General features: G+C 41.6%; 11 protein-coding genes. All 11 read right to left on the bottom strand.

Annotation, left to right across the window (positions count from 1 at the left end; translation table 11 throughout):
* Window positions 1–2: 2 nt before the first annotated feature.
* Window positions 3–1,427, bottom strand: coding sequence for a peptidoglycan D,D-transpeptidase FtsI family protein (locus TTE_RS09430; RefSeq protein ID WP_011026102.1), 1,425 nt, complete (start codon window positions 1,425–1,427; stop codon window positions 3–5).
* Complete coding sequence (locus TTE_RS09435) at window positions 1,402–2,646, bottom strand: FtsW/RodA/SpoVE family cell cycle protein (protein ID WP_011026103.1); 1,245 nt, start codon at window positions 2,644–2,646, stop codon at window positions 1,402–1,404. The genes TTE_RS09430 and TTE_RS09435 overlap by 26 nt, the downstream gene beginning before the upstream one ends.
* Window positions 2,647–2,657: 11 nt before the next feature.
* Window positions 2,658–3,056 carry an FHA domain-containing protein gene (locus TTE_RS09440; protein WP_011026104.1) on the bottom strand — a complete coding sequence of 133 codons (399 nt, stop codon included), beginning with the start codon at window positions 3,054–3,056 and terminating at the stop codon, window positions 2,658–2,660.
* A 9-nt stretch (window positions 3,057–3,065) separates the two neighbouring features.
* The gene (gene uvrA / locus TTE_RS09445; protein ID WP_011026105.1) at window positions 3,066–5,849 is read right to left on the bottom strand and encodes an excinuclease ABC subunit UvrA; all 2,784 of its coding nucleotides are present in this window, start codon (window positions 5,847–5,849) and stop codon (window positions 3,066–3,068) included.
* 6 nt (window positions 5,850–5,855) lie between these two features.
* Window positions 5,856–7,844 carry an excinuclease ABC subunit UvrB gene (gene uvrB / locus TTE_RS09450; RefSeq protein ID WP_011026106.1) on the bottom strand — a complete coding sequence of 663 codons (1,989 nt, stop codon included), beginning with the start codon at window positions 7,842–7,844 and terminating at the stop codon, window positions 5,856–5,858.
* 67 nt (window positions 7,845–7,911) lie between these two features.
* The gene (locus TTE_RS09455) at window positions 7,912–8,637 is read right to left on the bottom strand and encodes a 2-phosphosulfolactate phosphatase family protein (RefSeq protein WP_011026107.1); all 726 of its coding nucleotides are present in this window, start codon (window positions 8,635–8,637) and stop codon (window positions 7,912–7,914) included.
* 13 nt (window positions 8,638–8,650) lie between these two features.
* Window positions 8,651–9,895 carry a PDZ domain-containing protein gene (locus tag TTE_RS09460; protein WP_011026108.1) on the bottom strand — a complete coding sequence of 415 codons (1,245 nt, stop codon included), beginning with the start codon at window positions 9,893–9,895 and terminating at the stop codon, window positions 8,651–8,653.
* 9 nt (window positions 9,896–9,904) lie between these two features.
* Window positions 9,905–11,101 (bottom strand): S41 family peptidase, encoded by a 1,197-nt coding sequence (locus TTE_RS09465; protein ID WP_011026109.1) that lies wholly within the window; start codon window positions 11,099–11,101, stop codon window positions 9,905–9,907.
* 67 nt (window positions 11,102–11,168) lie between these two features.
* Entirely contained in the window at window positions 11,169–12,338 is a 1,170-nt protein-coding gene (locus TTE_RS09470) for a murein hydrolase activator EnvC family protein (RefSeq protein ID WP_011026110.1), read from the bottom strand.
* Window positions 12,331–13,218, bottom strand: a complete 888-nt coding sequence (gene ftsX / locus TTE_RS09475; RefSeq protein WP_011026111.1) for a permease-like cell division protein FtsX — start codon at window positions 13,216–13,218, stop codon at window positions 12,331–12,333. The genes TTE_RS09470 and ftsX overlap by 8 nt, the downstream gene beginning before the upstream one ends.
* Entirely contained in the window at window positions 13,208–13,894 is a 687-nt protein-coding gene (gene ftsE, locus TTE_RS09480; RefSeq protein ID WP_009611204.1) for a cell division ATP-binding protein FtsE, read from the bottom strand. Before ftsE ends, ftsX begins: the two co-directional genes overlap by 11 nt.
* Window positions 13,895–13,900: the final 6 nt, after the last annotated feature.

Consider the following 13,900-nt stretch of genomic DNA (forward strand, 5'->3'; position numbering starts at 1 on the left):
TCTCACCTCGAAAGATAAGCCTTTATTATGTCTCTTGCAATAGGTGCTGCTACTTTTCCACCTTCCCCGCCATTTTCAACAACCACAGCTACAGCTATCTCTGGATTTTCCGCAGGTGCAAAGGCCACAAACCAGGCATGAGGAGCACCAAATGGATTTTCAGCAGTGCCGGTTTTCCCCGCCACTGTAATGCCCGGTATCTGAGCTAATCTTCCAGTCCCTTCAGGATTGTTGACAACTCCTATCATGAGACTTTTTATAGCATCAGCTACTTCCTTTGTTATGGGGGTCAAATACTTACTGGGAGTATTTCTCTCTATGACAGCACCTGAAAGAGGATCCACCACATATTTCATGAGATAGGGCTTCATTATGACTCCATCATTGGCAACAGCAGAAGCAGCCAAAGCCATTGTCAGAGGAGTTACGAGAATCTTCCCCTGCCCTATTGAAGTTTCTGCCAGAGCAACTTTCCCATCAATTGAGGGAAAGTAATTTTTCGCCGTATCAATTTCTAAAGGAACTCTCTGATTCAAGCCAAAAGCATAAGCCATCTTCTCCAAATTGTCACTACCGAGCTTTAACCCTATCTCTATGAAAAAAGAGTTGCAGGACACATAAAAAGCTCTCTCAAAATTTTCTTTACCGTGAGCAATACCTCCAAAATCGCTTATCTTGTTGCCATCCACTACCACGTAACCTTTACAATCGTACACTTCTTTAAAGAGCTCTGGCATGTAGGTTAAAACTGCAGCAGTTGTTATTATTTTAAAAGTAGACCCCGGAGGATAGAGGCCTTGAGTGGCTCTATTTAAAACTACATGTTCAGGGCTTGTCATTATTTTTTCCCAATCCCTATCGAGAAGGTTAGGGTCATAAGAAGGAGTGGATACCATAGCAAGTATTTCCCCAGTTTTAGGGTTTAATGCGACTACAGCACCCTTTTTCCCCTCCATTTCCCTGTAAGCCAAGTCCTGAAGAGCCTTGTCTATAGTAAGGTAGACATTATCCCCTATCTGCCCTTTCCCCAAAATAAGTTTTCTCAAAAGCACCATTGGGTCAGAACCTACCATGCCAAGCAGTTCCCTGTCATAAGCCTTTTCAATTCCAGTACTGCCCTGCTGGTATATCCTGCGGCTATATCCTATCACCTGCGCAAAGGCAGGTCCATCCAGGTAAATTCTCTTTTGCGTCCCATCAGCCTCTATCACGCTTTTTGCAAGCACAATGCCATTTCTATCAAGAATGCTACCTCTTAAAATTTTCTTTTCCTGTTCTATAAGCCTTCTATTGTACACGCTGTAAGAGCTGGTAATCAATTTATCCCTTTCATACAGTTGAAAATATGTCAAATACGCAATCAAACTAAAAAAGAGGAGGGCAAAGATTCCAAAGAGTATTTTAATATTGCGCTTCAAATTGGACATCTTCTTCCTCCTCCCCGACGGAAATGCCGTTTAGCATTCCCAGTGTAAAAAAGCTCATCACCATTGAACTTCCCCCGTAGCTCACAAAAGGTAGAGTAACTCCTGTAAGAGGTATGAACTTTATAACCCCTCCTATGATAGTAAAAACTTGAAGGCTAAACATGGAAATAAGACCTGCCGCCAGCAAAGCGCCAAACTCATCTCTTGCCTCCAAAGCCACCTTAATTCCTCTGTACATTATAACAAAATACACCAGTATTATGGCAATTCCTCCTAAAATACCAAATTCCTCACAGATAGCAGAGAATATGAAGTCGCTGGCAACAACGGGTATATATTCAGGATGCCCCATTCCCAGCCCCGTTCCAAAAAAGCCTCCCGCAGCAATTGCGAAAAGGGACTGCACGATTTGATACGTCTTCCCCGGAACATCCATCCAGGGATTTAGCCAAGCTTCAATCCTCACTCTTACGTGCCAGAAGAGAAAATAGGCCAAAATGCCGCCAATTGCCATAAGTCCAAATCCTGAGGCTACATAAAAAAGGTTAGAAGTCACTAAAAAAACCATGAGAACTGTGGTAGTGTAAAACAAAAAAGCCATTCCAAGGTCTTTTTCTAAAGCGAAAATTCCAGCAATTCCTATCGTTATAGCTCCCAGTATAAGGATATTTTTCAAATCTCTTTTGTCTTTCAAATACCTGGCAAGGAAAATTATATATATGACTTTTGCAGCTTCTGCAGGCTGCACGTATATCCCATCGAAAGTAAGCCAGTTCTTCGCTCCTCCTATTTCTTTTCCAAAAAAGAGAGTAGAAATTATAAGCCCTACTGCCAAAAAAATATAGATGTACTCTCCGTACTTTAAATTGTAAAGCCATCCGTAATGTTTAAAAAGATATGAAGCTATGAAATAAAGGCCAAAACCTATAGCGATCCAGATTATCTGCTTTACAAGAAGTTCTGGAGCAACTCTATATATCATTATGAGCCCCATTTCAGTTAAAAAGGCTGTGAGGATTACAAATTGTATTTCTCCCAATGGGAAAAGCCTCACATGCAAGTAATAGACAATAAAAATTAAGACAGGAAAAGCAAGTGTATAGTATATTGTGTTAGCCTCCTCCGGTTTTCTGTGCATAAATAAAAGTGCAAAGGCTATGACAAATATCCAGAAAACGTCTTTTAAAGCCTTAGATCCTGTTTTTACATATTCATCCATTTCATTTCACCCTAAACTATAAACTTTAAATCAACATCCCCAAGGGTGATTATGTCGCCATTTTTAATCCTAGCGACCTTCACCCTCTTGCCATTCACAAAAGTACCATTTGTGCTATTTAAATCCTCTATATAAAACCTCTTTCCCCTTTTTTTGATCAAGGCATGTCTGGCAGAGACATAAGGACTTTCTATAACTATATCGCACTCGTCAGACCTTCCAATAGAGGTAACCTCAAAAAGAGTAAAAGTCCTTTCTCCGGTCAAAAAGGAAAGCTTGGCAGAGGTCAGCTGTCTTTCCCTTCTGACCCCCTTTATGTCCATGTATATTATCTTAAAAACCCTGTACAAAAAAAGGTAAATCAAAAAAATGAGCACATATTTTAAAATTTGGGATAAAATGTAATACATAAATTCACCTCAATTTCGAGAAAGGACTTTCCTTAAAAACCATCCTGTATAAGAATTCTCATTGGCTGCAACCTCTTCAGGAGTTCCCGTAGCTATGACCATTCCCCCTCTGTCTCCACCTTCTGGCCCTAAGTCTATGATGTAATCTGCGCTTTTTATCACATCTAGATTGTGCTCTATAACTATCACAGTATTCCCTGCATCTGTCAATTTGTTTAGGACATTGAGCAGTCTGTGTATATCAGCAAAGTGAAGCCCTGTCGTAGGCTCATCTAAAATATACAAAGTCCTTCCTGTAGGCCTCTTTGAAAGTTCTGTAGCGAGTTTTACTCTCTGAGCCTCTCCGCCGGACAGCTGAGTGGAAGGTTGGCCAAGCTTTATATACCCCAGTCCTACCTCGTAGAGCGTCATGAGTTTATTCTTTATTCGAGGGATATTTTCAAAGAGCTCCAAAGCCTCCTCAACAGTCATGTCCAGCACGTCAGCTATGCTCTTTCCTTTGTATTTTACTTCTAAAGTTTCCCTGTTATACCTTTTGCCCTTGCACACCTCACAAGGCACATAGACGTCTGGCAGAAAATTCATCTCAATTTTTATTATGCCGTCTCCGCCACAGGCCTCACATCTCCCACCTTTTACGTTAAAGCTAAATCTTCCCGGCTTGTAGCCTCTCATCCTGGCTTCGGGAGTATTGGCAAATACTTCCCTTATATAGTCAAACACTCCAGTGTAAGTCGCCGGGTTTGAGCGAGGTGTCCTCCCTATGGGAGACTGGTCGATATTTATCACTTTGTCTATGTGCTCTATGCCTTCTATTCTGTCGTGCTTTCCGGGTTTGTCCTTTGATTTGTAAATTTTCTGTGCCAAGGCTTTATAAAGTATTTCGTTGACAAGAGTGCTCTTCCCTGAGCCTGATACCCCTGTCACACATATAAAAACTCCCAAAGGAAATTCCACATCTATGTTTTTCAAATTGTTTTCCTTAGCTCCTCTCACTATAATAGCCTTTCCATTGGGCTTTCTCCTCTTCTCAGGCACTTCTATCTTTATTTTACCACTCAAATACTGGCCGGTAAGAGACCTCTCGCACTTTAGTACATCTTCTATAGTTCCCGCCACCACCACTTCTCCGCCGTGCTCTCCAGCTCCCGGACCTATGTCTATTATATAGTCTGCAGCGTATATGGTCTCCTCGTCGTGCTCCACCACTATAACCGTATTGCCCTGGTCCCTTAACCTTTTGAGAGAATTTATAAGCCTTTGATTGTCTCTCTGGTGAAGTCCAATGCTTGGCTCATCCAGTATATAGGTAACCCCCACAAGCCCTGAACCTATCTGGCTTGCAAGCCTTATCCTCTGGGCTTCACCACCAGAGAGTGTAGATGCCGGCCTCGAAAGTGTGAGGTAGTCAAGCCCTACGTCCACAAGAAAGTTTAGCCTTGCCTTTATTTCCTTCAAAATAGGGCGAGCTATCATCTCCTGCTTTTCTGAAAATTTAAGGTTGTCTATGAATTTCAAGAGTTCCCCTATAGTGAGGTCTGTCATCTCTTTTATAGAAAGGCCTCCAACTGTAACAGCAAGAGCTTCTGGCTTTAGCCTGGCACCATTGCAAGCAGGACACGTGACAGGCCTCATGTATTTTTCTATTTCTTCCTTTATGAAATCAGATGTGCTGCTTTCATACCTTCTCTCTAAATTGTTAATTATCCCTTCAAAGCCGTAAGATTTTCCTTTCGTATCTTTTCCGTATAGGAGTACGCTCTTTAAATCTTCACTGAACTCCTCATAGGGAGTGTACTCGGTATATCCAAAGTACTCTATCACTCTCAACATATTATAATAGGCATAACTTCCCTGGGACGCTACAATTCCCGGAAAAACTCCTGTCGCAAGAGATTTCTTCGGGTCCTGTATTAAAAGCTCTGGGTCCACCTTCATGAACTCTCCCAATCCCATGCAAACAGGGCAAGCTCCATAAGGGCTGTTAAATGAAAACATCCTGGGAGACAGCTCTTCAATGCTGACATTGCACGCGGGACAAGCGTATTTTTCAGACAGAGTAAAGCTCTCTCCGTCTATGACATCAATTGTCACAAGGCCATCTGCCAGTTTCAAAGCGGTCTCTATTGAATCTGTAAGCCTCATGTCAATTCCAGGCTTCATTATTATCCTGTCTACCACGACTTCTATTGTATGCTTTTTATTTTTGTCAAGTTTTATCTCCTCATTTACATCGTACATTATGCCATCAATCTTCACTCTCACATAACCGCTCTTTTTTATGTCTGCCAAAAGCTTTGAATACTCCCCTTTTCTCCCTCTCACCACGGGAGCTAGGATTTGAATCCTCGTTCCCTCCGGCAGCTCTTTTATTTTGTCTACCATCTGGTCAATTGTCTGCATTGTTATCTCGCGGCCGCATATAGGGCAGTGGGGAGTTCCAACTCTGGCATATAAAAGGCGGAGATAATCGTAAATTTCTGTTATGGTGCCCACTGTAGATCGAGGATTTTTAGTAGTAGTTTTTTGGTCTATAGAAATCGCAGGAGACAACCCTTCTATATAATCCACATCAGGCTTATCCATTTGCCCCAGAAATTGCCTTGCATAGGCAGAAAGGGACTCCACATATCTCCTCTGTCCCTCTGCGTAAATCGTGTCAAAAGCCAAAGAAGATTTGCCAGATCCTGATAATCCAGTTATAACTGTGAGTTTGTCCCTTGGAATTTCTACATCTATGTTTTTCAAATTGTGGACCCTTGCTCCTTTTATCACGATCTTATCTTTTGCCATATATTTTCACCTCAAGCTGACTTCCTCCAGTTGTTTCCTAAGTTCAAGTATCATGTCTCTCAATTTTGCGGCTTTTTCAAACTGAAGCTCTATTGCCGCCTGCCTCATCTCTTTTTCAAGCTGTTCTATGGTAGACTTTATCACATCGGGATCGTAAAAATTGGCTGTCTTTTCGTACTTTTCCTCCTTTTCAGCCACCTGTGTTGCCTGTATGACATCCCTTACTCCTTTGACCACTGTCTTTGGCACTATGCCGTGCTTCTCATTGTACTCCATTTGAATTTTTCTTCTCCTATTTGTTTCATCTATAGCTCTTCTCATAGAATTTGTTATTGTATCAGCGTACATTATAACTCTTCCTTCAGCGTTTCTCGCTGCACGGCCTATCGTCTGTATCAGAGAAGTCTCTGACCTCAAGAATCCTTCTTTATCCGCATCCAAAATAGCCACCAGTGCAACCTCCGGAATATCAAGCCCTTCCCTCAAGAGATTTATGCCTATTAAAACGTCAAATTTACCCAGCCTCAAATCCCTTATAATTTCTACCCTCTCAATTGTCTCTATATCTGAATGCAAGTACCTCACTCTTATTCCCATTTCTTTTAAGTAGTCTGACAAATCCTCCGCCATCTTTTTAGTCAAAGTTGTAACCAAAACCCTGTACCCTTTTGCAACAGTCTTCCTTATCTCCGCTATTAAATCGTCCACCTGCCCTTTCACAGGCCTCACAATCACTTCTGGGTCTACAAGCCCTGTCGGCCTTATGAGCTGTTCTACCACCTGTTCAGAATGTTCCATCTCATAAGGTCCAGGGGTTGCTGATACAAAGATGACCTGATTTACCCTTTGTTCAAACTCTTCAAATGTAAGGGGCCTGTTGTCATAAGCAGAAGGAAGTCTAAAGCCGTATTCCACCAATGCCTCTTTTCTGGACCTGTCTCCGTTGTACATTCCCCTCAGCTGAGGAATAGTAACATGAGACTCATCTATGAATATGAGGAAATCCTCAGGAAAGTAATCAAGCAGTGTATAAGGAGGACTTCCCGGAGGCCTCCCAGATATGTGCCGCGAATAATTTTCTATCCCCTTACAGTAGCCCATCTCTTGTAACATCTCAAGGTCGTAATTAGTCCTCTGCCATAGCCTCTCCGCTTCTACAATTTTCCCCATTTCTTTTAACTCTTTATACCTCTCTTCAAGCTCTTCCCTTATGCTTTTTATAGCCCTTTCCAGCTTGTCCCTTGATGTGGCATAGTGGGAAGCAGGAAAAATAGCCACATGCTTTCTGTACCCTAAAACTTCTCCTGTTAGGACGTCTATTTCTGCTATCCTGTCTATTTCATCCCCAAAAAGCTCTATCCTTATAGCTTTATTTGAGAAGGAAGCAGGAAATACCTCTATCACATCGCCTCTTACTCTGAATTTCCCTCTTGTGAAGTTTATATCATTCCTTTCGTACTGAATCTCCACCAGTTTTCTTATTATCTCATCTCTGTCTTTTACCATTCCAGGCCTTAGTGAAAGCATCAAATTCTCATAATCTATAGGATCGCCTAAGCCGTATATACAAGAGACACTGGCAACAATTATCACATCTCTTCTTTCAAAGAGCGCAGCTGTCGCCGAGTGCCTCAACTTGTCAATCTCTTCATTTATAGAAGCGTCTTTTTCAATGTAAGTGTCAGTCTCAGGAACATAAGCTTCTGGCTGGTAATAGTCGTAATAGCTCACAAAATACTCTACAGCATTTTCTGGAAAGAATTCCTTAAACTCGCTGTAAAGCTGTGCCGCAAGAGTTTTGTTGTGAGCGATCACCAGGGTAGGCCTATTCAAGCGGGCTATGATGTTGGCCATAGTAAAAGTTTTGCCTGAACCTGTAACTCCTAACAACGTCTGGTACCTATATCCCCGTCTTACCCCTTCCACCAGTTTTTCAATCGCCTGAGGCTGGTCTCCTGTAGGCTTGAAATTTGAAACCAGCTTAAAACCTCCCATACCAATACCCTCTTTGCAATTTGGTCTATTGTAATATTATAACACAAAGGACCTCTCAGCACAAATTTTAAAAGTCCTGTGAGGTCCTCACTATCCCGTTTTTGAGCTTCGGCACTATATCAAATTTGTCTACTGTCAAGCAAAATTTAATATCTTCAGTGTAACCCAGCTCTTCCAATCTCCTCAAATGATATCCGTACTTCATTATGTCGTAAAGGTTGTTTTCATAGGGCTTGTAAAGGAAATAACTGGCTTTTGACAGGTCATCACTCTCAAAATCTGTAAGGCTTTTTAGCTTTTCGTATATAGCACCGGCAGTGAGAATGTCGTCAAAAGAAAATTTTCCTTCAGTTCCGGCACACACAATCACTGTATCCTTGTTGCTCTTAGATATATACCTTGCAACCGCCGAGACATTCAGAAGACAGCCTAAAATCACTTCTTCAGCAGAAGCGACTTTCTTTAAAGCCCTCGTTCCGTTTGTAGTAGTAAAGATTATGGTCTTCCCCTTAACTTTTTCTGGCACATATTCTAGAGGAGAATTTGAGAGGTCAAACCCTTCTATCTTCTGAGAATTCCTCTCTCCTGCCAGCAAAAACGTATCCCTGTCAAAGTTTTTGGAAAGCTCTATCGCCTCTTCCACCTCTGAAACAGGTATGACTTCCTTTGCCCCGTTGAATAAAGCAGTAGTTATGACACTTGTCGCTCTCAACGTATCTATAACGACGACATTTTTTTCTTTTAAATCTCTGTCGTTTATAGAATTGTACGTCTCATAAGTTTGCAAAAACACTCTAAAGACCCCCTTATTCTCCCTTTTTGAAGATATTTCTAAAGATGCTTTTAAGCTTTTTTAGAATGATCCCATCTTCATTTATGTCGTACACAATTCCCACTGTTTTAGGCACCACCAAAACCCCTAAACTGTATACCCCTTCTGGATCTCTATACTCGTAACTGGTGTAATGGCCCTTCAGGTCTTTCACAGTAATCCATAGCATTGTCGGCCTATCCTCTATAACCCTTATTATGTCTTCAGGCTCATTCACAGGAGCACCATTTACACTTAAAATAACGTCTCCTGGCCTTATACCCATTTGTCTTGCTGGAGAGCCCTTTGCAGTGGTCAAAACCATAAGCCCAGTATCAGGAGCCACGAATATAGGAGGTTTTTCTCTCTCTTCCCTCTGCCCTATTATTATCAAAAGTTCATGGGCAATAGGTGCAAACAGCGCAGCTATATATTGAAAAACCTTCTCATAAATTCCAAGAACAGCAAAAAGTATGAGCGTCCCACTAAAGAGAAACAACCGCTTAGAGGACAGTTTTGTCTTTTCTTCAGGAAGCTGTGCAAGCGCTAAATCCCCATACCCCAGCGCCGCCACAGCAGGTATTATCAAAAAAACTGCCGTAGCAGGGTCTATGCCTTCCGGCTTTAACACGGGCCACCAGTCTGGCATGTGGATTAACTCTCCTGTCATATTAGTAGCCGTCACTACTGTTAAGGCCGCAAAAGGTATGGGCCAAAACTTCTGCATTGTAAAACCGCCAGCAATCCTTCCATCCTTGAGCCTTATAAAAATGGGGGTGGGAGTCCTCCACCCATCTATGTATATTAGAAGGCTTTCCATGAGATGGAGAATCCCCACAATAGCCATTAGAGCAGGAACGCTTATCTTAGGGACTCCAAAAATGAGGCTTATAAGGGACACAATTCCTCCAGAGTAGGAAAAGCAAATGTATCTCGGGCTTATAAACATGAGAAGTATAGCTAAAGGCCAAACGTATTGAAGGCCTATGTTCTCAATTGTTATCCCTAAAAACACCATTATGAAGCTTCCTATAGTCGCAGCTATCACTCCGTAGAAGACGGAATCGAGCACAAGCTCTTTTATCGGTTCCTGCTCTATCCCCATTATTTCTCTCTCTATGGCTATTTTGTTTCTGTACTGCATTATTACAAGTATTATAACAATCCAGAAAAAAGGAGAAAAAACAGAAAGAGCAATTGTCTCTATAACAATCCAAGCGACCTGAAAAAGTGTATTCATCTTAACACCCTACTTTATCTCAGACTTTATTATCTCATAAGCTTTTATAAGCTGAGTATCTCCTTTTAGGTCAGGAGTGTCCTTTAAAGTGTAGTCTTTAGGCAGTTCTACCACATAGTTTGGCTCAATGCCTTTTCCTTGTATATCTGTCCCATTTGGAGTGTAGTACCTTGCTATAGTGTATTTAAGCCCTGTTCCATCTCCAAAGTTGACAACAGTCTGCACAAGGCCTTTTCCAAAAGTAGTTGTCCCTACTAACACTCCTGCTTTTCTATCCTTAATGGCGCCTGCCAGAATCTCGGAAGCACTAGCACTTCCCTTGTTTACAAGGACGACTAAAGGCATGCCAAGCCCCGTACCTTTTGAATAAAATTCCTGACTTTCTGCCCTACCTTTTGTAGTGACTATTACTCCTTTCGGCAAAAGCATATCAGCTATATTTACGCACTCTTCTAAAAGCCCGCCAGGATTATCCCTTAAATCAATTATGAGTCCTTTCATTCCATCTTTTTTAAGCCGCTCCAGAGCCTTTTTGAAATCAGAAGAAGTGCTCTGGTCAAAAAGGGTTATCTTAATGTATCCAATCTTGTCAGGCAACATGTAGTCAAAAACTGTTTCCAGTTTTATTATTTCCCTAGTTATGGTCTTTGTAAAAGTCTTTCCATCCCTCATTATAGTTAGAGTAACCTGCGTCCCCTTAGGCCCTCTCATCATAGACACTGCTTCATCCAGATTCTTACCACTCACTTTTTTGCCGTTCACCTCTAATATTATGTCTCCAGATTTAATTCCTGCCCTTTCCCCAGGGGTATTCTTTATTGGAGAAACTACTACGATGTGGTCTTCCTGGTCTACAGCCACTATTATGCCTATGCCACCATAAGTTCCTGTGGTCTGCGTCATAAACTCCGCAAACTCTTTTTTATTCATGTACACTGTATATGGGTCCTGCAGAGAACCAGCCATGCCTTTTAAGGCTCCTTCTAAGAGCGTCGACGGATTTACTTTATCCACATACCTGCTCTCCAGTATTTTACCTACTTCAAAGAGCTTTTTATACTGGTTCAAAAGCCGGTAATCTTCCCTTGAAACGATAACCTTTCCTCCTGGCAGAGCCACTGACACCGTATTAGCTATGAAAAAAGTAAAAACGTTCGTTACTATCAATAAAACTGCCAGCAAGACATAAAATCTTTTCTTTGACATCTTTCCCCCACCTTTTTTAGTCTCCTCTTTATTATACAACATTCTGCTAATAAAAAAAACAGACAGGCTATTTAAGCCAGTCCATTGGATTCACTGGAACACCATTTTTTCTCACTTCAAAGTGGAGGTGGGGTCCTGTAGAAAGGCCTGTACTCCCTATTTTCGCTATAACTTGTCCCCTTTTTACCGTATCACCTTCTTTAACTAAAAGGGCAGAACAGTGCGCATAAAGGGTAGAGATGCCGTCTCCGTGGTCAATTATAACTGCGTATCCGTAACCCCCGTAGTAACCTGAAAATATAACTTGTCCGTTTGCAGCCGCAACAATATCTGCTCCCATTTCTGCCGCTATGTCAATCCCCGTATGCATCCTGGAGGTTCCAAGAATGGGATGCAGGCGCATGCCAAAGGGAGAAGTAATAACACCACTTGAAGGAACAGGCCAGAGAAGTTTTCCACCACTGTATTTGAGCTTTGACTTCCTTTGAAGCTCCTGTATGACCTTTTCCAATTGTTTTGACTCCCTTAACAATTGGTCTTCCTGCTCTTCATAATACTTTTGCTGCCTCTCAAGGTCCCGCATTAAGCCCTCTCTAGATGCCATCGCCACCTGAAGTTCTCTCTGCCTTGCAGCTATCTGGTTCTTGTAATCCTGAGCTTCTTTCTGCATTTGAGCCAGCTGCTTTTCCTTCTCCGCAATTATCTCCCTCTGTTTCTTGTACGTATCAAATAAATTCGCATCAAAGTCTATTATACACTTTACAATATCTAATCTGCTTATAAAATCCGCAAAGCTTGTGGCATTCAAAAGCACATCTAAATAGCCCCATTCGCCGCTTATGTACATGGCTTTTATCCGCTCTTTCATGGTGTCGTACTGCTCTTTTTCCTTCTTTTTAGCCTCTTCTAAGTCCTTCCTGGTCTTTTCAAGCTTTGCTGTGACCTCCCGAAGCCTCTTTTGAGCTTCTGCCAGTTGCTGGGAAGTCAGGTTGAGTTTTTTATCCAGCTCCTTAAGCTGCGCAGCAATGTCATTTTTCTGATTAATTATTTCTTGCTTTCTCTTTTGAGTTTCCACCAAAGTTTTCTGTATCTGGTTTAGCTTATTTTTAGCATCCTGTAACTGGTCAGCCCTCGGGTAAGATGCAAAAAGAGCCGTCACTAAGAAGACAAGAGCAAATATAAGCCATTTTAACTTGTACTTTTGCAATGTCACTTCCCCCTTGTAAATTTTAGACATTTAAGAACCTCTTTATAGAAAGGCCGCTGCCAATAGCGCCAATCAAAGACCCTAAAAGCGCAAAATACAAAGCCATGTCCTTGATGACATCGGACAAAGGCAGTAAGTTAAAAACTATCAAACGGCTGTTGACATAGTCCAAAGTATACCCGTACATCAAAGCCAGAACACCTACTGAAAGCAGTGCCCCCAGCAAACCCAAAACTATCCCTTCTATTAAAAAGGGCCACCTTATGAACCAGTCTGTCGCTCCGATGTACTTCATTATGTTTATTTCTCTTCTCCTTGCAAAAACGCCTAATTTAATTGTGTTAGAAATTATGACAATTGAGATGACAAACAAAATGCTAATTATTGCAAGTCCTACAATTCTTATAATCCTGATTATGCCGAGAAGCTTTTCCACCACATCCTGTCCATAGCTTACTTTGTCAACACCATTTATCCCTTTTATTTCATCGGCAATATCTTTTATGAGATTAGCGTCTTTTACTTTAACTATATAGGACTGTGGGAGGGGGTTGTCCTTCTCAAGACCTTCTAAAAGATAGCTTTTTTCCCCCAGCTGCTTTTTAAATTTCTGCAAAGCCTGCTCTTTTGATTCGAAAACCACAGAAGAAACTCCATCTATTCCCTTGATCTCTTCTCCTATTCTTTGTATCTGCTCTCCCGAAAGGTCATCTTTTAGAAAAGCCTTAAGTTCCAGCTGAGATTCAACTTGATATGCCATATGGTTTACATTTAAGATTATCAGCAAAAACATTCCGAGTATGACAAGAGCAGCCATCACAGAGGTGACAGAAGCTACAGTCATCAATCTGTTTCTAGCCAGATTGCTAAAACCTTCTTTTATGAAGTATCTAAAATTTCTAAAGAGCATATCCGTATACACCCCTTGCTTCGTCCCTAACTATGTTCCCTTTTTCAAGAGCTATAACTCTTTTCTTCATCGCATCAACTATGTCTTTAGCATGGGTAGCCATCACTACCGTTGTACCTCTTTTGTTAATCTCAGCCATAAGTTTTACAATCTCCCAGGAAGTATCTGGGTCCAAATTTCCTGTAGGCTCGTCTGCAATTAAAATGGAAGGCTCATTTACAATTGCTCTGGCCAGAGCAACCCTTTGCTGCTCTCCGCCAGAAAGCTGCTGAGGGTACTGGTCCGCCTTATCGCTCAAGCCAACGAGGGAGAGAACCATTGGCACTTTTCTCCGTATTTCCTTTGGGTGTGCCCCTACTACCTCCATTGCAAAAGCCACGTTTTCAAAAACGGTTTTGTTGGGAAGGAGCCTAAAGTCCTGAAAAACGACCCCCATGCTCCTTCTCAGATAGGGAATCTCTTTCCTCTTCATCTTTGTTATGTCCTTTTTGTTAACAATAATCGTTCCAGAAGTGGGCTCTTCCTCTTTTAACAGAAGCTTTATCAAAGTAGACTTGCCTGCGCCACTGGGACCCACAATAAAGACAAATTCGCCGCTTTCAATTTCAAAATTGATATTTGAAAGGGCAATTATCCCTTTGTCATATTTTTTAGAAACATTTATAAACTTTATCAACTCTTT

It is taken from the genome of Caldanaerobacter subterraneus subsp. tengcongensis MB4, assembly GCF_000007085.1.
GTDB lineage: Bacteria > Bacillota > Thermoanaerobacteria > Thermoanaerobacterales > Thermoanaerobacteraceae > Thermoanaerobacter > Thermoanaerobacter subterraneus.